Raw genomic sequence first — 18,783 nt, 5'->3', positions numbered from 1 at the left:
CTCTCAGAGGCAGGCACCGAGCATCTCCTCCATGGATTCGTGCACCGACGCCGACAGCACCCCGATATCGGCCATCGCGTCGCGATCGGCGTTGAGCCCGTAGAAGACCCGCCCGTCATAGGACGTGATCCCGATGCTCGTCACCTGATTACGCAGCAACGGCGACACCGGATACATCTCCAGCATCCGCGCGCCGCCGACATACATCGGCGTCTGCGGACCCGGCGCGTTGGTGATCACCAGATTGAACGTGTGTTCTGCGAAGGTACTCGCCGCCCGCACACTCATCGCGTGCAGGCTGGCCGGGGCGAACCCCGCCAGATGCACCAGTGTGCGCGCCCGCACACCGCGCCGGCTCCTGGCGGTGGCCTCGGTGGCGTGCGAGATATGGGAGAGCCGGATCACCGGGTTGGGTTCACCGACGGGCAGATCGATGAGGAACGAGGACACCTCACCGGCCGGGTTGCGTGTGTGGTCGGCGCCGTCGACGTAGACCGACATCGGCACCACCGCCCGCAGCACGCTCGAATCGACCAGTGCCTCCCCGCGGGAGAGCAGCCAATTGCGCAGGGCTCCGGTGACCACCGCGAGGATCGCGTCGTTGATCGAGCAGTCGAAGCGGCGCTTGATCTTGCGATAGTCCTCGAGCCCGGTGGTGACGACGTCGAAGCGGCGTTGCCGGGAGGTGCGGGCATTGAGCGGGCTGTCCGGAGCGCCGGTGGTGACCGACCGCACCGTCGACACCACCGAATCGACCGCACGTCCCGCCGCGCCGATCAGCCCGAAGCCGCTCGACCCCGCTTCGCGCAGCACCTCGATCGCCTCGCTGGGCTGGCCGGCCAGCTGGGTCAGCGCGCCGACCAGCAGTTCAATATCGCTGGGCTCGCGCGGAGCGCACCAGGCGTCGTCGGCGAAGCCGCGCGGTGAGGTGCCCGCATCCAGGATGACGTGCCCGATCTCCAGCGCGCCCTCGCCGTCCACCAGGGCGGAATGGGATTTGGTGAAGATCGCGCAGCGTCCACCCGACAGGCCCTCGATCAGATACATCTCCCACAGCGGCCTGCCCTGATCCAGTGGACGCGAGGACAACCGGGCCACCAGTTCGTGCAGCTGCTCGTCGGTGCCGGGAGCCGGGAGCGCGGAGCGGCGGATGTGGTAGTTGATATCGAAGCGGCTGTCTTCTACCCATACCGGCCTGCCGAGCGAGAGCGGGATCTCGCGCACCTTCCTGCGGTAGCGCGGCACCAGCGACAGCCGGGATTCGACCAGATCGACCAGGCGGTCGTAGTCGAGCACGGGCTTGTTGTGGCCGTCGCCGGAATCGGCGGTGGTGTTCTGGAGGATCGCGAGAGAGCCGATGTGGATCGGGTTGCTGCTCGACTCGAGTCGATAGAAGGACGCGTCCTGCGGCGTCAGCCTCGTGATCACGCTGCCCGATGCTCCTTCCCGTGCCGCCTCCGCGAGCAGCCCGTCCCGACCATTGTGGTCCCGCCACATCGATTCTTGTCCCATTCTGTGGCATCTCCCGCGAATACGTCGTGCACGGGTACCGTTGGGTTCATCCACATCGACACCGCGTGTGGCGGTGGTTGCCTCGCCCGTCCTCGGCCCGGCCCTGCAAGCGGCTGACCACGGCGCCTACCATGGGTGCCGCATTACCATGAAGCGAGCTGCGGCTTCCGCACCACGCGGGCCGTGCGTACCGGCCCGGGGGGCCGGGGACACGACGACACACCGACCAGAGGACTGACGAGACCCGTGCCTGCGCTGACACTGACGAGGTTGCTACGGATTGGTGAGGGTCGCATGGTCAAGCGGCTGTCCCATCTCGCCGACGAGGTTCTCGCACTCGAGTCCGACTACGAAGACTTCACCGACGACGAGCTGCGCGCCAAAACCGACGAGTTCAAGCAGCGCTACGCCGACGGCGAAACCCTCGACGACCTGCTGCTGGAAGCGTTCGCGGTGGCCCGCGAAGCATCGTGGCGGGTGCTGAACCAGAAGCACTACAAGGTGCAGATCATGGGTGGCGCCGCGTTGCACCTGGGCAATATCGCCGAGATGAAGACCGGTGAGGGCAAGACCCTGACCTCGGTGCTGCCCGCCTACCTCAACGCCATCAGCGGCGACGGCGTGCACATCGTCACCACCAACGACTACCTCGCCAAGCGTGACTCCGAGTGGATGGGCCGCGTGCACCGTTTCCTCGGGCTCGAGGTCGGCTCGATCCTGTCCGGCATGACGCCCGCGCAGCGGCGCCTGGCCTACAACGCCGACATCACCTACGGCACCAACAACGAGTTCGGCTTCGACTACCTGCGCGACAACATGACCCATTCGCTGGAGGATCTGGTCCAGCGCGGGCACAACTTCGCCGTGGTCGACGAGGTCGACTCCATCCTCATCGACGAGGCCCGCACCCCGCTGATCATCTCCGGTCCGGCCGACGCCTCCTCGAAGTGGTACGCCGAATTCGCGCGGATCGCGCCGCTGCTGAAGAAGGACCTGCACTACGAGGTCGACATCAAGAAGCGCACCATCGGCGTGCACGAGGCCGGTGTCGAATTCGTCGAAGATCAGCTCGGCATCGACAACCTCTACGAGGCCGCCAACTCGCCGTTGGTGAGCTACCTGAACAACGCCATCAAGGCCAAGGAGCTCTACCAGCGCGACAAGGACTACATCGTCCGCGACGGCGAAGTGATCATCGTCGACGAGTTCACCGGCCGCATCCTGGTCGGTCGCCGCTACAACGAGGGCATGCACCAGGCGATCGAGGCCAAGGAAGGCGTCGAGATCCAGCCGGAGAACCAGACGCTGGCCACCATCACGCTGCAGAACTACTTCCGCCTCTACGAGAAGCTCTCGGGCATGACCGGTACCGCCGAGACCGAGGCGGCCGAGCTGCACCAGATCTACAACCTCGGCGTCATCCCGATTCCCACCAACAAGCCGATGATCCGCGCCGACCAGGCCGACCTCATCTACAAGACCGAGGAATCCAAGTTCGCCGCCGTGGTCGACGATGTCGTCGAGCGGCACGAAAAGGGCCAGCCGGTGCTGATCGGTACCACCAGCGTCGAACGCTCGGAGTACCTGTCCAAGCAGTTCACCAAGCGCGGTATCGCGCACAACGTGCTGAACGCGAAGTTCCACGAGAAGGAAGCCGAGATCATCGCCGAGGCCGGCCGCCCCGGCGCGGTCACGGTGGCGACCAACATGGCCGGTCGTGGTACCGACGTCGTGCTCGGCGGCAACCCCGACATCATCACCGACATCATGCTGCGCAAGCAGGGCCTGGACCCGGTGAACACCCCCGAGGAGTACGAGGCCGCGTGGCTGCCGACCCTCGAACAGGTCAAGGCGCAGACCGCCGAAGACGCCGACAGGGTGCGCGAGGCGGGCGGGCTGTACGTGCTCGGCACCGAGCGGCACGAGTCGCGTCGTATCGACAACCAGCTGCGTGGTCGCGCCGGCCGTCAGGGCGACCCGGGTGAGTCGCGGTTCTACCTGTCGCTCGGCGACGAGCTCATGCGCCGCTTCAACGGTGCCGCGCTCGAAGCCATCATGACCAGGCTGAACCTGCCCGATGACGTGCCGATCGAGGCGAAGATGGTCTCCAAGGCCATCAAGAGCGCACAGACCCAGGTCGAGCAGCAGAACTTCGAGATCCGCAAGAACGTCCTCAAATACGACGAGGTGATGAACCAGCAGCGCACCGTCATCTACGGCGAGCGCAACCGGATCCTGCGCGGTGAGGACATGGAGGGCCAGGTCCAGGAGATGATCACCGACGTGATCACCGCCTACGTCGACGGCGCCACCGCCGAGGGCTATGTCGAGGACTGGGATCTGGAAAAGCTCTGGACCGCACTGAAGATGTTGTACCCGGTCGGCCTGGACTACAAGGAGCTGGTCGGCGAGACCGGCATCGGCGAGGCCGGCGAACTCACCCGCGAGGAGCTACTCGAGGCGCTGCTGCAGGACGCGCACGACGCCTACGCCAAGCGCGAGGCCGAGATCGACGGCCTGGCCGGCGAGGGCAGCATGCGCACCCTCGAACGCCAGGTGTTGTTGCAGGTGCTCGACCACAAGTGGCGCGAACATCTCTACGAGATGGACTACCTCAAGGAGGGCATCGGCCTGCGCGCGATGGCCCAGCGCGACCCGCTGGTCGAATACCAGCGTGAGGGCTTCGACATGTTCACCGCGATGCTCGACGGCCTGAAGGAGGAGTCGGTCGGCTACCTGTTCAACCTCCAGGTCGAGGTGCAGCAGCCGCAGCCGGAAGGTGTGGCGGTCCAGCCGGGTCTGCGTTCCCCGGTCGGCGCCGGCGCACCGGCACCGGTGCCCGCGGCTCCTGCTCACCCCGCTGCCAACGGCGCCCCCGCCGCGCTGCGCGCCAAGGGTATCGACACCTCCGGCCCTCGCGGCCTGAGCTACTCCGGCCCCGACGAAGGCGGCCACGCCGCCGTGCACAGCGCCTCGGAGGAATACGGCGACGGCGACGATTCGCACGGCACCCGCCGCGAGCGCCGCGAAGCCGCCCGCGCCCAGGCCAAGGGCAAGCGAGCGCCGAAGACACGTCGCAAGCACTGAGTGAGCAATAGCGAAGGCGCCCACGGAAATGCGTGGGCGCCTTCGTCATGCTGGGCAGTGTGCTGACAGCATGCCTGAAATATGTCGCTGTGTACACAAATGTGTGTACACTTGTCGTATGGAGGACTCACTAACGATTCGAGAGTTCCGGGCAGGCCTCGCCAAGGTTGTCGACGCGGCTGTTGAGGACGGCAAAGTCACCGTCGTCACCCGCGGCGGGGTGGAGGTCGGCGCCTTCATTCCGAAGTTCATGCTGGACAAGCTCGAAGAGTGGGAAGACGAGCAGCTTGGTCGGATGGCTGTCGAGGCCATGGCCGAAGACGGGGACGCGCCCGGTGTCAGTCTCACTGAGATGTATTCCGAGGTTCTGCAGGAACCGAAGTCCGGCGCGGCATGAAATATGCCTTCGAGTTCCGCCCGGCGGCCCGGCGGAGTTTGCGGGCGATCCCGCAGGCGGATGCGATTGGGCTGCTCAACGCGCTGACGACACTCGGCGATGATCCTTACGCGATTAACCATGCGGTGAAGCCCCTGACGGGTTATGCCGGGCTGTACCGGATCCGCTACGGCAACTACCGGGCTGTCTATCGAGTCGATGACGGTCGTCTCGTCATTCTCGTGGTTCACGCCGGTCACCGCAGGGAGATATACCGATCCCTGTGAGCGCGGCATGCTCCAGTGGTTGTGCCCGGCGGCAGCGTCATGTTCTCGCTGCGCCTGCACGGTGGGAAACCGGCGGTCGGCGAGTCGTGCGGGCAGGCGGCCGTCGTCAGTGAGGAGCTGGCCGCGTACCTGCCGTGACCCGTAGACAGTGCCACGCCCGGCTACCAGGGGTCGTTGGAATTCAACGCCGTCAGCAGCTGACGGATCGCCGCCACTCGGCGTTCCTTGCCGGGCAGCTGGTCCAGGGCGCATTCCGGGTCGGCGGGTGGGCCGAGATGGGTGCATCCTCGGGGGCAGTCCTCGATGGCGTCGGCGAGGTCGGTGAAGGCGGCGATGACGTCGTCGGGGGTGATGTGGGCCAGGCCGAAGGAGCGCACGCCGGGGGTGTCGATGACCCAGCCGCCGCTGGGTAGTGGCAGGGCTACCGATTGGGTGGAGGTGTGTTTGCCCTTGCCGACGCCGGAGACCTCGCCGACAGCTCGGTCGGCATCGGGTACCAGCCGATTGACGAGAGTGGACTTGCCGACGCCGGAGTGGCCGATGAAGGCGGTGAGGTGGCCGGTGAGCAAGTCGAGCACCGGCTCGATGGGGTCGTCGACGCCGCCGTAGACGATGGTCAGGTCGAGATCGTCGAAGAGGGCGGCGAACTCGGAATCCGCGGCCAGATCGTGTTTGGTCAGGCACAGGATCGGTTGCAGGCCACCGGCATACGCGGCGACCATGGCGCGTTCGACGAAACCGGTGCGCGGCGGCGGATCGGCCAGCGCGACGACGATGAACAGGCGTTCGGCATTGGCCACCACCACCCGTTCGAACGGATCGGTGTCATCGGCGGTGCGGCGCAACACCGTTCGCCGTTCGGCCACGCGCACGATCCGGGCCAGCGTGTCGGGTTTGCCGGACAGATCCCCGACGACGTCGACCTGATCGCCGACGACGATCGGGGTGCGGCCGAGTTCACGCGCCCGCATGGCGACGATCAGGCGATCCGGGTCGCCGTCGAGCACACACCCCCACCGGCCGCGATCCACCGACACCACCATGGCGGCTTCGGCGTCGTTGTGCTGCGGGCGGGTCTTGGTTCGCGGACGCGAGCTCTTGCCGGGACGTACCCGCACATCGGATTCGTCGTAGCCGGCGAGGGAGCGGCCGCGCCGGCTCAGCGCACCGCTCCCTGATCGGCGGGATCGAGCATCTGCTCCCACAGCGCCACGAAATTCGGCAGCGTTTTCGCGGTGGTGCCGATGTCTTCGATCTCGATCCCAGGGACGCTGAGGCCGAGAATGGCGCCGGCGGTGGCCATCCGGTGGTCGGCGTAGGAATGCCATTGGCCGCCGGTGAGCGGCGCCGGGACGATCTCGAGCCCGTCCTCGGTCTCGATGACATTGCCGCCGAGCCGGTTGATCTCGGTCGACAGCGCGGCCAGGCGGTCGGTCTCGTGGCCGCGCAGATGAGCGATCCCGCGCAGGTAGGACGGCGAATCGGCGAGGGCCGCCAGCGCGGCGACGGTGGGGGTGAGTTCACCGACGTCGTGCAGGTCGATATCGATGCCTGCGAGCCGATCCGGCCCGCTGACGGTCAGCACACCGTCGAAGATGCGCGCCTCGGCGCCCATCCGCACCAGGATCTCGCGAATGACGTCACCGGGTTGGGTGGTCAGCCGCGGCCAGTGCGGGATGCTGACGCTGCCGCCGGTGACCGCCGCCGCGGCCAGGAACGGCGTCGCGTTGGACAGGTCCGGCTCCACATCCCAGTCCACCGCGGCGATGGCGCCCGGCGTGACCGTCCAGGTCTGCTCCTTGCGGCTGTCGGCAGGCGCCTGGACCTCGACGTCGGCGCGGCGCAGCATCTCCACCGTCATCTCGATATGCGGCATCGACGGCAGCGCCTTGCCGTCGTGGTGAACGGTGATCCCCTCGTCGAAGCAGGCCGCCGACAGCAGCAGGCCGGAGACGAACTGCGAGGAACCCGACGCGTCGATGGTGACCGCCCCACCGCGCAGCGATCCGGTGCCGTGCACGGTGAACGGCAGTGCGTCGCCCTCGATCCGCGCACCGAGCCCACGCAGCGCGTCCAGGATGGTGCGCAGCGGGCGGACCCTGGCCTGCGCGTCCCCGTCGAAGGCCACCGCGCCGGTGGCGAGAGTGGCCAGCGGCGGCAGGAACCGCATCACCGTGCCCGCCAGCCCGCAATCGACGGCGCCGCCACGCAGGTCGCCCGGGGTGACGGTGAGGGTTTCGGCGTCCCCGTCGATCCGCACGCCGAGACCACGCAGCGCCTCGATCATCAAGTTGGTGTCGCGGCTGCGCAGCGCGCCGGTGATCGTCGAGGGACCCTCGGCGAGCGCGGCCAGGATCAGTGCTCTATTGGTGATCGATTTCGATCCGGGCAGGGTCACGGTCGCGTGCACGGGGGCGTCGACATGGGGCGCTGGCCAGAAATTCACCAGTCCATCTTCGCTTATGTGCGGCGCGGATACACGGGCGGCGTGGAATCCGCCCGATCTGTTACTTGTGCCTCCCGTGCAACACCGGCACCAGGCGACGCAGAAGTTTCATGGTCGACTGGGTGCGCGAGTAGCTGAGCAGCGCCATGCCCGGGATGCTGAACCGCTGGATCGCGATCGAATGGGGGCTGACGAACTCGCGCAGACCCTGCTCGCCATGGATGCGGCCGATGCCGGAATCGCCGCTGCCGCCGAAGGGCAGCCCCGGAATGGCGGCGAAGCCGAGCACCGAATTCACCGAGGTGGCCCCGGCGCGCAGCCGGCGGGCGATCTCGAGCCCTTGCTTGCGCGAGTACACCGCAGAGCCGAGGCTGTAGCTGGAGTCGTTGGCCAGCTCGATCGCCTCATCGACGCTGTCGACGGTGCGGATGGTCATGGTCGGACCGAAGGTCTCCTCCTTGACCGCCGCCGAATCCTCGGGGGCGTCCAGCAGCACGACCGGCTCGATGAACGGCGCCTTAACCGATTCCGGTCCGCCGACCACGGCGGTGGCGCCCTTGGCGATGGCGTCGTCGATGTGGCGGCGCACGATATCCACCTGGCTCGGCATCGTCATCGGGCCGTAGTTGGCGCCCGCCTCGGCGCCGGGCTTGACATCGGTGAGGATGCGGCGCACCTCGGCCACGAATTCCTCGCGCACCGAGCGGTGCACATAGACGCGTTCGACGCCCGCGCAGGTCTGGCCGCTGTTGGAGGTGGCGCCCCAGGCCACGGCGTCGGCCGCGGCCTTCACATCCGCGTCCGGGGCCACGATCACCGCGTCCTTGCCGCCGCATTCGAGCAGCACCGGGGTGAGCGACTCGGCCGCGGCGGCCATGATCTTGCGGCCGGTGCCGGGCGAGCCGGTGAACGCGATCTTGTCCACGCCTGCCCGCACCAGTGCCGCGCCGGTCGCGCCGTAGCCGTTGACCGTGGCGAACACGCCTTTCGGCAGGTCCGGATTGGCCTTGGTGAACGCCTCGGCGAGGAAATTGCCGATGCCGGTGGAGTATTCGCTGGGCTTGAACACCACGGTGTTGCCGGCGGCGAGCGCGTAGGCGATGGATCCGTTGGGGGTGTAGACGGGGTAGTTCCACGGGCCGATCACGCCGACCACGCCCAGCGGGCGCTGCTCGAGCCGGGCCGAGAAGTTCGACATCAGCGCGCCGGGGGAGATCTTCTTGGGCGCAAGCACCTTCTTGGCGTGCTTGGCCGCCCAGGCGATGTGTTCGAGGGCGAGCATCAGCTCGAGGAAGGCGTCGTCGAGCGGTTTGCCGTTCTCGGCATGGATCAGCGCGCAGAACTCATCGGAATCGGCGACCAGCCGGCTCGACCAGCGCAGCAGCGCTTTGCGGCGCTCGTCGAAATCGAGCGCGGCCCAGGTCTCTGCGGCCTTGCGGGCGGTGGCGACGGCGGCGCGCACGGCGTCGTCGTCGGCGATCGGGTAGGTGGCCAGGGTCGCGCCGGAGGCGGGGTCGACCGAGGTGAGCACCTTTTCCGCGGGGGCGGCGTCGGTCGTTGTCACAGGGGCTCCTCATGCCGGGCGCCCGGACGGTCCGCCTGGGCGCGCTGGGTGGTGGCGTGGCTTGTCGGGCGCATGCCGAGCGGGCCGGAGGAAACCCTCCGACTCGTTGAGAGAATGTTATGACATTACTCTCAGGGTGTCACCAGTTCGGGTCGATCGAGTCGGCCCTCGCCGGCGTCATCCCCGTCAGTATGCGCGCCTTCTGCGCCTCGGTCCCGGCATCGGCGGGCATTCCCTTGATGGAAGTCCGTTCCCCACAGCGGGATTCGAGCGTTCACGGCACGGGCGCGGGCACCGGAGCCGATGAACCCGAGCGCATGTCGACGACCACCGAGGGCGAGAAATCGAACAGATTCGGATCGAATTCCCCGCCGAGCGGATTGATGTTGCAGATCGTGCCCACCACATAGACCCCGCGCGGGATGTCGGTGAACGATCCGCTGATCTGCCCGGTCGAGGACGCGAGCTGGATCCGAGGTCCGGCGGTGAGCGCGCCCTCGGCGATCAGGCGTTGCAACAGCGCGAATACATCCGGCTCACGTCCGCTGAGGGTGTCGATGGCGGCGGGCGCGAGGATGGGTGCGGCGACGAGGACGTTCACCACGGCGGTGGTGCATTCGCCGCGGATGACCGGGAACGTGTCGCGCCGGTTGGGGACATTGTCGATGGTGTAGTCGATGGTGGAACCCGACACCGAGGTGTTCAGGTCGACCGGTGGTCGCGGCTCCTGTGCGGCGGCGACGGCGGGCAATGCGGTGGCGGTGAGGACGCCGAGCGCGACGGCCGCGCAGATTCTGGCGATGCCGATACGGAAGAAACTGGATCGAAGCATGGATCTCTCCTCTTCGTCAGATTCCGCTCACGCTAGCAGCGATCCGCAGGTCGCGGGCGGATTTGCCCAGCGGCCCGCCGGGGTGAACCGGCTGCGCGGCGCGAAGTTCACCGCCGGTGTCGGTGTCCGGTGGCAGTATCGGGATATGTGCGGACGCTATGCGACGACGACCGATCCCGGCCGGCTCGCGGTCGAACTCGACGCGATCGATGAGACCGGTGCCGAACCCGGCTCGGCGGACTCCGATCGCGGCGGCGCGAATTACAACGTCGCCCCGACGACCCAGGTGCTCACCGTGGTCGAACGCCACGACCACGACCACCCCGACGACGACCCGCGCCTGCGGATCCGCCGGATGCGGTGGGGGCTGATCCCGCATTGGACCAAAGCGGCCGAGCCGGGCGTGCCGGTGAAGGGCAAACCCCTGTTCAACGCGCGCGCCGACAAGGCCGCCACCACCCCGTCGTTCCGGGACGCGGTGAAGTATCGGCGGTGCCTGGTGCCGATGGACGGCTGGTACGAGTGGCTGGTGCAGCCGGATCCGTCCGGCGCCAAGAGCAAGGTCGTCAAGCATCCCTACTTCATGTCGGCCGCCGATGGTTCGCGGCTGTACATGGCGGGGTTGTGGTCGGTGTGGCGCGACCGCAGCCTGCCCGAGGCCGAGCCGCTGCTGTCGTGCACCATCCTGACCACCGACGCCGTCGGCGATCTCACCCGTATCCACGACCGGATGCCGCTGCCGATGCCGCGCGAACACTGGGACGCCTGGCTGGACCCGGATCATCCCGCGCCCGCCGACCTGCTGGAGCCACCGACGCCGGAGCTGGTCGCCGGTATCACCGCGCGGCCGGTGTCGCCGCTGGTCAACAGCGTGCGCAACAACGGCCCGGAACTGTTGGAGCCGGCGGAGGAACCCTCGGAGCAGATCAGCTTGCTGTGAGGGCCGTCGGCGCGTGCCGGGAAAGCGGGTGATCGCGCACCGGCGGAGGCAGGTCATCGGGCCGTCGTCGCCGTGCGTGGCGGCACGCGCAGCTCTGGGTTCTGTCGCCGAGTGAACGATGCGGGTTCACCGAACAGCGCGGGCGCCTCGGAAGTCACCGAGACGCCCGCCCGAGCCCGGGGAGTTCAGCTCAGATCGAGCACCCCACCGTCGGCGTCACGACGTTCAAACCGCATTTGAGGATGTTCGCGGCCAGATCGATGACCTCGCTGGCGAGCCCGCCGCCGAATTCCTCGGCGCGCTGGGCGCGCTCGTCCTTCTTCGGCTCGTGGGCGGTGCCGCCGTCTTCCCCACCGTCGAACGGGTAGGAGGGCTGGCCACCCTGCGGCGCGGCGACCGCGGCCGGGGCCGACAGCACCGCGGGGCCCGCGGCCAGGATCAACGCCCCGGACAGGGCGACGATCGTGGTGCGCAGACGTTGGCGCGGGGACATTCGCATCACATCCTCGGATCGGTCGGAAACTTGGCGCTTCAATTGACGCACACCGAACCGCCCGAGGCGAGGTTTACCGGCGTGGCGCCTCGCGTTTCCTGCCTGACGACACCGAGTTTCAGCTCGCCGCCACCGGCGCGACGACCGCATCGGTCAGCCGGATCAGGTCGGCCGGTGCCAGCTCGATCTCGAGACCGCGCCGGCCCGCGCTGCACAGAACACGTTCCCAGCGCTTCGCCGAGGCGTCGACGACGGTCGGCAACGTCTTGCGCTGGCCCAGCGGCGAGATCCCGCCGAGCACATAGCCGGTACTGCGCTCGGCCTTCCCCCGGTCGGCCATGGCGGCCTTGGGCGCGCCGAGTGCCGCGGCGGCCGCCTTCAGCGACAGGCTCTGCGGCACCGGCAGCACCGCGACCGCCAGCGACCCGGTCGACAGCTCCAGCACCAGTGTCTTGAAGATCTGGGCTGGATCGAGGCCCAGCTCGGCCGCGAGGGCGTCGACCGCCTCGGTGCCATAGGAATCGGTGCGTGGGTCATGGGTGTAGGCGTGCACCCGATGCTCGGCCGCGGCGCGCACCAGGGTGCGGATCGCGGGGGTGGAAGCTCCTGCCATATCGGTCACCCTAAAGCCGCTGTCGAGCCGATTTCGCGGCCGAGGCGCGCCCGCACCGTTCGCGGCCCGCCGCGACGAACCGGTGCCGCTACCGGATACGGCGTCGACGGCGACCGCTCGATGCGGGTTCGGGAACACGGCGCGGGGTTCCTCTGTTGCATCGGTACAGCGATCGCGCGTGATCCCCGCAGGAGTGCGTGACGGCTCGCATTCCGCCGCCGCGCTGGTCCGGCGCAGTCCATGAAGGAGGAGCTTTGCCCGTTCTGGTCGAAGAACGCCCGGTGTGGACCGAGGTCCCGCAAGCTCGGTTCCCGGCGGCAACAGTGGTGCCGGTAGATTTGGCGGGGACGCCGATCGAAGGGACACCTGTGACGAGCGACGAAGACGTGGCGGAGGATCCGACCGCGCTGGCTCAGCGGTTCGAGCGCGACGCGCTCCCGCTGCTCGACCAGCTCTACGGCGCCGCGCTGCGTATGACCAGGAACCCGGCCGATGCCGAGGACCTGGTTCAGGAGACCTACGTCAAGGCCTACCAGGGCTTCAAGTCCTTCAAAGAGGGCACCAACCTGCGTGCCTGGCTGTATCGGATCCTGACCAACACCTACATCAACTCCTATCGCAAGAAGCAGCGTCAGCCCGCGCAGTACCCGACCGACGAGATCACCGACTGGCAGCTGGCCGCGACCGCCGAGCACACCTCGACCGGTCTGCGTTCGGCCGAGGTGGAGGCGCTGGACGCGCTGCCCGACGATGACATCAAGGCCGCGTTGCAGGAGCTGCCGGAGGAATTCCGGATGGCGGTGTACTACGCCGATGTCGAAGGCTTCCCGTACAAGGAGATCGCCGACATCATGGGCACTCCAATCGGTACGGTGATGTCCCGGCTGCATCGCGGCCGTAAGCAATTGAAGGGTTTGCTCGCCGACGTGGCGCGCGAACGTGGATTCAACCGCGCCGGGGGCACGTCAGACGTAACGTCCGCGTCCACCGCGGACACGGTGCGCCAGGAGGTCAAGCAGTGAGCGCCGAGCACGATCCCGACATGGAGCTCGACTGCACGGCGGTACTCGCCGATGTGTGGCTGATGCTCGACGGTGAATGCGACGACTCGACCCGTGCGCGGCTACAGCACCATATGGATCACTGCGCGCCGTGCATCGAGGCCTACGGCATCGAGGAGAAGCTCAAGGGCCTGCTGAGCCGCAAATGTGGCGGCGACCGGGCGCCGGATTCGCTGCGCGACAGGTTGACCGTGGAGATCCGGCGGTCGGTGACGATGCGCCAGGAGACCACCCGCATCGAGCCGGCGGAGTCCTGAGGGAGTCCGGCACCCGGAAAACGAACGAGCGGCACGTCCTTCCGTCAGGAAGTGACGTGCCGCTCGTTTTTCGGTCGAAGACCGAGCGAACGCGCGTCAGGCGTTCGGACGCTTGCCATGGTTGGCGGCGTTGCCCTTGCGGCTGCGCTTCTTACGGCCACGTTTACCCATCGGTAGCTCCCGGATCACCCCCGCCTGCGCGGGGAACTCGTCGACAATTGGGACAGTCCTCCCGCGTGCGCGGGGAAAGACGAATCCTCCCCGCCGGTGCGGGGCCCGTGTCAATCTACCGCACACCCCCGCGGCGGCCGCCGGGGGATTCCTCGGCGAAGGCCGTGGCCGGGAGTGTGATTGGCTATATCGTCAGCGGGACCTCACCGCCCATGGCGGTGACCCATAGAACAGAGGCGAACGGGGTGTCATGGCTGAGGAAGTGCGTGCGGAGATGGTCTCGACCGTGCTGACGGTGGAGGTCGCGGTCGGTGACCGGGTGACCCATGACCAGACTCTGGTGCTGCTCGAGTCGATGAAGATGGAGATTCCGGTGATCACCGAGGTCGGCGGCGAGGTCACCTCGATCGCGGTCACCCCCGGTCAGGTGCTACAGCAGGGCGATCTGATCGCCGTCATCTCCTGAGCGCCGAGCGGAACCGAGCGACTGATCGATCATGGCGACACTGAGCGAACTGCTGGCCGAACACACCGATCTACCCGGCGTCGCGGTGGACCATCTGCAACGGGTAGTGGGGGATTGGCAGTTGCTCGCGGATCTGTCCTTCGCCGATCTGCTGCTGTGGGTGGGTGCGGGGCCCGTCACCGACGGCGCCGACATCGTGTGTGTGGCGCAGTGCAGGCCCACCACCGCGCCCACCGTGCATTACGAGGATCTCGTCGGGACCCAGGCGCTGCGGACGGAACATCCGCAGGTGTTCGAGGCCCTGACCACCGGCCGGATCGTGCGCACCGACGGTGAGGCCGACGCCAAGGGCGTCTACCACCCGTATCCGGTGGACGCCATCCGCGAAGCCATCCCGGTGCGCTGCGGCGACGATGTGATCGCGGTATTGAGCCGCGACACCGACCTGCAACGGTCCAAGGTGCGCAGCACCCTGGAGATCGCCTATGTGGCCTGCGCCGACGACCTGTGCCAGATGATCGCCGACGGCACCTTCCCGACCACCGAGGATCGTGCCGCCACCCATTCCAGCCCGCGCGCGGGCGACGGTTTCATCCGGCTCGACACCGAGGGCATCGTCACCTACGCCAGTCCCAATGCCCTTTCCGCCTATCACCGGATGGGCCTGCAAGCCGATCTGGCCGGGCAGGATCTGGCTGTCACCACGCGTTCGCTGATCACCGACCCGTTCGACGCCCAGGAAGTGGTCGGCGATATCCAGGCCGCGCTGGCCGGACGCACCGGGCGCCGGATGGAGGTCGAGGCCAGGGGTGCGACAGTGCTGTTGCGCACCCTGGTGCTGCGCCCGCACGGTGAGTTGGCCGGTGCGGCGGTGCTGGTGCGCGACGTCACCGAGGTCAAGCGCCGCGACCGCGCGCTACTGAGCAAGGACGCCACGATCCGGGAGATCCATCACCGGGTGAAGAACAATCTGCAAACCGTGGCCGCGCTGCTGCGGTTGCAGGCCCGCCGCACCGAGAACGAAGAGGCGCAGGTCGCGCTGACCGAATCGGTCCGCCGAGTCACCTCCATCGCCTCGGTGCACGAGATGCTGTCGATGTCGGTGGACGAAGAGGTCGACCTCGACGAAGTGGTGGACCGTTTGCTGCCGATCATGGCCGACGTCGCGACCGTGCACACCGCACGGATCAAGGTGCGACGGGCCGGTTCGCTCGGCGTGTTCTCCGCCGAGCGGGCGACACCGCTGGTGATGGTGCTGACCGAGCTGGTGCAGAACGCCATCGAGCACGCCTTCGATGCCGGCGAGAACGGTACCGTGACGATTCGATCGGAGCGTTCGGCCCGCTGGCTCGACGTCATCATCAGCGACGACGGTCGCGGCCTGCCGCCCGGTTTCAGTCTGGAATCCTCCGACCGGCTCGGCCTGCAGATCGTCCGGACGCTGGTCACGGCCGAGCTCGGCGGTTCCATCGGCCTGCATCCCGGTGCCGACATCGGCACGGACGCGGTGCTGCGGGTTCCACTGGGGCGGCGTTCGGGACGCTGAACTATCGACCCGCGGAACCCAAGGTCAGCGACTGGTCAACCCAATTTTCGAGCGAAGCGAGACCGAGCCCCAAAGTTCGCCGCAAAATAAACAGAGCCCGACAAACAACAAGCCCGGCACCTCTTGGGTGCCGGGCCGAATGCGATTCGGGTCCGGGCTGGGGCCCGAATCGCTCGTCTGACCGAGGGTCAGACGACCGTGCGGGTGCGGGTGCGCGCGTTGCGGCGTTTGAGCGCCCGACGCTCGTCTTCGCTCATGCCTCCCCACACACCGGCATCCTGTCCGGACTTCAGGGCCCACGACAGGCAGTCGGCGGTTACCGGGCAACGAGCGCAGACCAGCTTGGCATCGGCAATCTGCGCGAGCGCCGGACCACTGTTACCCACCGGGAAGAACAGTTCGGGGTCCTCGTCGCGACAGATGGCCTTGTGGCGCCAGTCCATTCCTCTGCTCCTTTACTGGGCGCCACAAATGGCGCCGATGGTTTGTGGATCGTTCACTTGTGCGACCTGAATGTTTCCGCACGGTTGCTTGTGAATGCTTTCACGAACACCGTAGATGTCAATAGGTATCCGGTGCACCGTGGGGAAGCTCACGCTCTGAAGGTCCCGCATGGGGAGCCTGCCCGGTCCTTTGTACTCGCTCCGCCGGGTTTTCGCAGCACAACGGCGATGTTTTTCACTCCGGCGAGTCTCAGGACGGGCGCGGCGCGACGACTTCCAGCACGTCGGGGACCGCGGTGAAATCCACCACGTTGCGTTTGCCGATAAAGTCGCCATCGATTTGCAGGCCGATCTGCTGATCGGTCTCGATTCGCACCGACGCCACGTCGTCTTCGCGAAACAATTTGCGTGACTTCGGGTTTCCGTTCGGTGCCAGAAGTTGCCCGGCGACCCGCAACGTCGGCAGCAACGCCATGGAGCGCATCGCGAACACGCCGAGCCCGGATTCGAAGGCGGTGCCGGGGTTGGTGCGCACCGGGGTGGCGTTCAGATAGGTCCACGGACTGGTGTTGGTCACGAATGCGTAATGCACGCCCTCGACCGGGTCGTGTCCGGGAACGATGACGGTGGCCTCGGGCTTGTGCCGTTTGGCCCGGAAGAACTGACGCACCGTGGTCGCCAGATACCGCACCGGCGTGGCGGCTTTGCCGTTCGCGCGGCTGGCGTCGATGGCCTCGCAGACGTCGGCGTCCAGGCCGACGCCCGCGCTGAAGCAGAACCAGCGATCGTCGGCGATGCCGAGACCGATGCGTCGGTCGTCGTTCACCGACAGCAGGTCGATGAGCTGATTGGTGGCCGCGACCGGATCGGGTTTGAGGCCGAGCGCGCGGGCGAAGACGTTGGCCGAGCCGCCGGGGATCACGCCGAGCCGCGGCCGCCACGCCTGGCCGTCGTCCACCTGCGGCAGCGGCAGGAAGCCGTTGATCGTCTCGTTGACGGTGCCGTCGCCGCCGTGCACCACGATGAGATCCATCTCATTGGTCGCCGCCCACTGGGCGAGCTCGGCGGCGTGGCCTCGATGCTGGGTATGGGCGACGGTCAACTGCGTCCGGCTCTCCAGCGCGTGGGCCAGCAGATCCCTGGTGGCCGCGGTGGTAGAGGTGGCATTCGGATTCACGATCAACAACGTCCGCACCTACGCACCTTAATTCAGCGGGGTTACCGGCTCGGCCGATGCCACGGCCGTCGACCCCGCGACCTACCCTGGTCGGGTGGCTGAGCGAGATGACGTCGGAACGGTGCCGGGCACGGTGCGTGGCGCCGGTGGGCTGGTGGCCTTGGAGGGCGCCGTCGCGGTGACGGTGGCGATCGTGCTGGTGGTGCGTGGTCTGCTCGGTCACGATCAGAGCCAGGCCAGCGGTTACGGCACGGCCGCGTGGTTCGTGATCCTCGGCGGTGCGGTACTGGCGGCGGGTATCGGGCTGCTGCTCGGGCACCGCTGGGGCCGTGCCATCGCGGTGATCGCGCAACTGCTGCTGTTGCCGGTGGTGTGGTCGTTGCTGACCGATTCCCATCAGCCGTTCTACGGTGCCCTGCTGGGTGTGGTGGTGGTCGGTGCGCTGGTGTTGTTGTTCACACCGGCCACCAGTCGGTGGATGGCGCGCGAGTACGGGATCGATCCGGACTGACGCGTAGGGCCCAACCGGCTCGCACGCCGCCGGCCGGGCCGAGCGAAGGCGCGGGGTGCGAACCACACCGGCGATCCGGACGCGATGAGCTCAGTGTGCGATCGCGTTCTGCAGTGCCCGACGGCACAGCTGATCGGCGCGGCGAGTCGTTTCCGGCAGCCGGTACTTCGAGGTCAGGGCGAGCACCTGCGCGCAGGCGGTGTCCAGGTCGATGAGGTGGCCGACCGAGACGAACACCGGCTTCACTCCGGTGCGGGTCCGCAGCACCCGGCCGACGATCTCGCCGTCGATGGTGATGTCGGCCTGTGCGCCGCGTTCGGGTCCGGGCTCCGGACAGTCGCCCCATGCCGATTTGGCGACCCCGATCGTCGGCACGCCGGTGACGACGCCGACATGGCAGGCGAAGCCGAAGCGGCGCGGATGGGCCAGGCCTTGCGCGTCGCAGACCAGCAGGTCGGGCGTGGTGGTCAGCTGTTCGAGCGCGGTGACGGTGGTGGGCATCTCGCGGAACGACAGCAGCCCGGGGATGTAGGGGAACGTGGCGGTTCCATAGGCCACGGTGGTGTCGACGGTGTCCAGGGTCGCCGCGTCCACGACGACGATGGCGGCGGCGACGGTGCCGTCGTCGTGATAGGCCGAGTCGAGCCCGGCGATGGTGCGAAAGCGCGGTGGCCGCGGATTCTCGGCGCGCACCAACGGACGCAGCTCGTCCTGCATCGCCGTCGCCTCGGCGGCCGAGGCCGGCCACCGATCCGGTCGAGTCAGCCGCATCAGCGGCTCCCGGCCAGCGCCGTCAGCGCCGCACCGGACAACCGGTAGCCCACCCAGTCGTCCTGGACGTCCGCGCCGAGGGATTCGTAGAAGTCGATGGATGGGGTGTTCCAGGTGAGCACCGACCACGACACGCGGCTGTACCCGTTGCGCACGGCCTCCTCGGCCAGCGCCGCGACTCAGCGCCTTGCCGAGTCCGGTGCCGCGCGCCTGCGGCTTGACGTACAGAT

At 67.7% G+C, this 18,783-nt stretch carries 21 protein-coding genes and 1 pseudogene; 10 read left to right on the top strand and 12 right to left on the bottom strand.

What is annotated here, in order from left to right:
• Positions 1–3: 3 nt before the first annotated feature.
• Complete coding sequence (locus tag RJ05_RS19525; protein WP_036539151.1) at positions 4–1,428, bottom strand: WS/DGAT/MGAT family O-acyltransferase; 1,425 nt, start codon at positions 1,426–1,428, stop codon at positions 4–6.
• A 330-nt stretch (positions 1,429–1,758) separates the two neighbouring features.
• On the opposite strand from RJ05_RS19525, the gene secA reads away from it, so the two are divergent.
• The 4 genes from secA to RJ05_RS32420 all read left to right on the top strand — a co-directional run bounded on the left by secA (position 1,759) and on the right by RJ05_RS32420 (position 5,400).
• The gene (gene secA / locus RJ05_RS19520; protein WP_036539150.1) at positions 1,759–4,599 is read left to right on the top strand and encodes a preprotein translocase subunit SecA; all 2,841 of its coding nucleotides are present in this window, start codon (positions 1,759–1,761) and stop codon (positions 4,597–4,599) included.
• Positions 4,600–4,717: 118 nt separating this feature from the next.
• The gene (locus RJ05_RS19515; RefSeq protein ID WP_036539148.1) at positions 4,718–4,996 is read left to right on the top strand and encodes a type II toxin-antitoxin system Phd/YefM family antitoxin; all 279 of its coding nucleotides are present in this window, start codon (positions 4,718–4,720) and stop codon (positions 4,994–4,996) included.
• A complete protein-coding gene (locus tag RJ05_RS19510; RefSeq protein ID WP_036539147.1) occupies positions 4,993–5,262 on the top strand; it encodes a type II toxin-antitoxin system RelE family toxin in 270 nt (89 codons plus the stop codon). Before RJ05_RS19515 ends, RJ05_RS19510 begins: the two co-directional genes overlap by 4 nt.
• Positions 5,263–5,277: 15 nt before the next feature.
• The gene (locus tag RJ05_RS32420; protein ID WP_255220947.1) at positions 5,278–5,400 is read left to right on the top strand and encodes a hypothetical protein; all 123 of its coding nucleotides are present in this window, start codon (positions 5,278–5,280) and stop codon (positions 5,398–5,400) included.
• A gap of 23 nt (positions 5,401–5,423) precedes the next feature.
• Here the strand turns inward: RJ05_RS32420 and rsgA are convergent, their stop codons facing one another.
• The 4 genes from rsgA to RJ05_RS19490 form a co-directional block, all read right to left on the bottom strand.
• Complete coding sequence (gene rsgA, locus RJ05_RS19505; protein ID WP_085996240.1) at positions 5,424–6,425, bottom strand: ribosome small subunit-dependent GTPase A; 1,002 nt, start codon at positions 6,423–6,425, stop codon at positions 5,424–5,426.
• Positions 6,422–7,708, bottom strand: coding sequence for a 3-phosphoshikimate 1-carboxyvinyltransferase (gene aroA, locus RJ05_RS19500; protein ID WP_036539144.1), 1,287 nt, complete (start codon positions 7,706–7,708; stop codon positions 6,422–6,424). The genes rsgA and aroA overlap by 4 nt, the downstream gene beginning before the upstream one ends.
• Before the next feature lie 61 nt (positions 7,709–7,769).
• The gene (locus RJ05_RS19495; RefSeq protein ID WP_036539143.1) at positions 7,770–9,272 is read right to left on the bottom strand and encodes an aldehyde dehydrogenase family protein; all 1,503 of its coding nucleotides are present in this window, start codon (positions 9,270–9,272) and stop codon (positions 7,770–7,772) included.
• A gap of 274 nt (positions 9,273–9,546) precedes the next feature.
• Complete coding sequence (locus RJ05_RS19490; RefSeq protein ID WP_036539142.1) at positions 9,547–10,104, bottom strand: hypothetical protein; 558 nt, start codon at positions 10,102–10,104, stop codon at positions 9,547–9,549.
• Between the two features lie 145 nt (positions 10,105–10,249).
• Between RJ05_RS19490 and RJ05_RS19485 the strand changes: the two genes are divergently transcribed.
• Entirely contained in the window at positions 10,250–11,044 is a 795-nt protein-coding gene (locus RJ05_RS19485) for an SOS response-associated peptidase (protein WP_036539176.1), read from the top strand.
• A gap of 190 nt (positions 11,045–11,234) precedes the next feature.
• Here RJ05_RS19485 and RJ05_RS19480 read toward each other — a convergent pair whose 3' ends face one another.
• Both RJ05_RS19480 and ybaK read right to left on the bottom strand, forming a co-directional pair.
• Positions 11,235–11,537 carry a hypothetical protein gene (locus RJ05_RS19480; protein WP_036539141.1) on the bottom strand — a complete coding sequence of 101 codons (303 nt, stop codon included), beginning with the start codon at positions 11,535–11,537 and terminating at the stop codon, positions 11,235–11,237.
• Positions 11,538–11,655: 118 nt separating this feature from the next.
• Complete coding sequence (gene ybaK / locus RJ05_RS19475) at positions 11,656–12,150, bottom strand: Cys-tRNA(Pro) deacylase (protein ID WP_036539175.1); 495 nt, start codon at positions 12,148–12,150, stop codon at positions 11,656–11,658.
• A 368-nt stretch (positions 12,151–12,518) separates the two neighbouring features.
• On the opposite strand from ybaK, the gene RJ05_RS19470 reads away from it, so the two are divergent.
• Positions 12,519–13,172, top strand: coding sequence for a sigma-70 family RNA polymerase sigma factor (locus RJ05_RS19470; RefSeq protein WP_036539139.1), 654 nt, complete (start codon positions 12,519–12,521; stop codon positions 13,170–13,172).
• Complete coding sequence (rsrA, locus tag RJ05_RS19465) at positions 13,169–13,468, top strand: mycothiol system anti-sigma-R factor (RefSeq protein ID WP_373365071.1); 300 nt, start codon at positions 13,169–13,171, stop codon at positions 13,466–13,468. Before RJ05_RS19470 ends, rsrA begins: the two co-directional genes overlap by 4 nt.
• Before the next feature lie 96 nt (positions 13,469–13,564).
• Here the strand turns inward: rsrA and RJ05_RS32910 are convergent, their stop codons facing one another.
• Positions 13,565–13,639: a 50S ribosomal protein bL37 gene (locus RJ05_RS32910; protein WP_022597109.1), complete on the bottom strand. Its 75-nt coding sequence runs from the start codon at positions 13,637–13,639 to the stop codon at positions 13,565–13,567.
• A 250-nt stretch (positions 13,640–13,889) separates the two neighbouring features.
• Between RJ05_RS32910 and RJ05_RS19460 the strand changes: the two genes are divergently transcribed.
• Positions 13,890–14,105, top strand: a complete 216-nt coding sequence (locus tag RJ05_RS19460; RefSeq protein WP_014352520.1) for a biotin/lipoyl-binding carrier protein — start codon at positions 13,890–13,892, stop codon at positions 14,103–14,105.
• A gap of 31 nt (positions 14,106–14,136) precedes the next feature.
• Positions 14,137–15,651, top strand: coding sequence for a sensor histidine kinase (locus RJ05_RS19455; protein ID WP_014352519.1), 1,515 nt, complete (start codon positions 14,137–14,139; stop codon positions 15,649–15,651).
• Between the two features lie 188 nt (positions 15,652–15,839).
• Here RJ05_RS19455 and RJ05_RS19450 read toward each other — a convergent pair whose 3' ends face one another.
• Together RJ05_RS19450 and RJ05_RS19445 are read right to left on the bottom strand one after the other, a co-directional pair.
• Positions 15,840–16,094: a WhiB family transcriptional regulator gene (locus tag RJ05_RS19450; RefSeq protein WP_011211115.1), complete on the bottom strand. Its 255-nt coding sequence runs from the start codon at positions 16,092–16,094 to the stop codon at positions 15,840–15,842.
• A gap of 250 nt (positions 16,095–16,344) precedes the next feature.
• Positions 16,345–17,289, bottom strand: a complete 945-nt coding sequence (locus RJ05_RS19445; protein ID WP_036539138.1) for a diacylglycerol/lipid kinase family protein — start codon at positions 17,287–17,289, stop codon at positions 16,345–16,347.
• Positions 17,290–17,365: 76 nt separating this feature from the next.
• Here RJ05_RS19445 and RJ05_RS19440 point away from each other — a divergent pair, with 76 nt between their 5' ends.
• Positions 17,366–17,782, top strand: coding sequence for a hypothetical protein (locus tag RJ05_RS19440; protein WP_036539136.1), 417 nt, complete (start codon positions 17,366–17,368; stop codon positions 17,780–17,782).
• Between the two features lie 90 nt (positions 17,783–17,872).
• Here RJ05_RS19440 and RJ05_RS19435 read toward each other — a convergent pair whose 3' ends face one another.
• Both RJ05_RS19435 and RJ05_RS19430 read right to left on the bottom strand, forming a co-directional pair.
• On the bottom strand, positions 17,873–18,553 hold the full coding sequence (locus RJ05_RS19435; protein WP_036539135.1) for an endonuclease V: 681 nt from the start codon (positions 18,551–18,553) through the stop codon (positions 17,873–17,875).
• Positions 18,553–18,783, bottom strand: a pseudogene (locus RJ05_RS19430) (GNAT family N-acetyltransferase); the annotation flags it as partial. The pseudogene RJ05_RS19430 and the gene RJ05_RS19435, both read right to left, overlap by 1 nt.

Source organism: Nocardia cyriacigeorgica NBRC 100375 (assembly GCF_000308555.1).
GTDB classification, from domain to species: Bacteria; Actinomycetota; Actinomycetes; order Mycobacteriales; family Mycobacteriaceae; genus Nocardia; species Nocardia cyriacigeorgica.
Note: the sequence above shows the minus strand (reverse complement) of the source record. Positions and strands in the feature narration are given on the sequence as shown.

Coding starts and splice junctions, on each gene's coding strand:
- RJ05_RS19480 (WP_036539141.1), bottom strand. CDS start 11,537: ATGTCCCCGCGCCAACGTCTGCGCACCACGATCGTCGCCCTGTCCGGG.
- RJ05_RS19515 (WP_036539148.1), top strand. CDS start 4,718: ATGGAGGACTCACTAACGATTCGAGAGTTCCGGGCAGGCCTCGCCAAG.
- RJ05_RS19435 (WP_036539135.1), bottom strand. CDS start 18,553: ATGCGGCTGACTCGACCGGATCGGTGGCCGGCCTCGGCCGCCGAGGCG.
- RJ05_RS19485 (WP_036539176.1), top strand. CDS start 10,250: ATGTGCGGACGCTATGCGACGACGACCGATCCCGGCCGGCTCGCGGTC.
- RJ05_RS19490 (WP_036539142.1), bottom strand. CDS start 10,104: ATGCTTCGATCCAGTTTCTTCCGTATCGGCATCGCCAGAATCTGCGCG.
- RJ05_RS19450 (WP_011211115.1), bottom strand. CDS start 16,094: ATGGACTGGCGCCACAAGGCCATCTGTCGCGACGAGGACCCCGAACTG.
- RJ05_RS19460 (WP_014352520.1), top strand. CDS start 13,890: ATGGCTGAGGAAGTGCGTGCGGAGATGGTCTCGACCGTGCTGACGGTG.
- ybaK (WP_036539175.1), bottom strand. CDS start 12,150: ATGGCAGGAGCTTCCACCCCCGCGATCCGCACCCTGGTGCGCGCCGCG.
- RJ05_RS19510 (WP_036539147.1), top strand. CDS start 4,993: ATGAAATATGCCTTCGAGTTCCGCCCGGCGGCCCGGCGGAGTTTGCGG.
- RJ05_RS19455 (WP_014352519.1), top strand. CDS start 14,137: ATGGCGACACTGAGCGAACTGCTGGCCGAACACACCGATCTACCCGGC.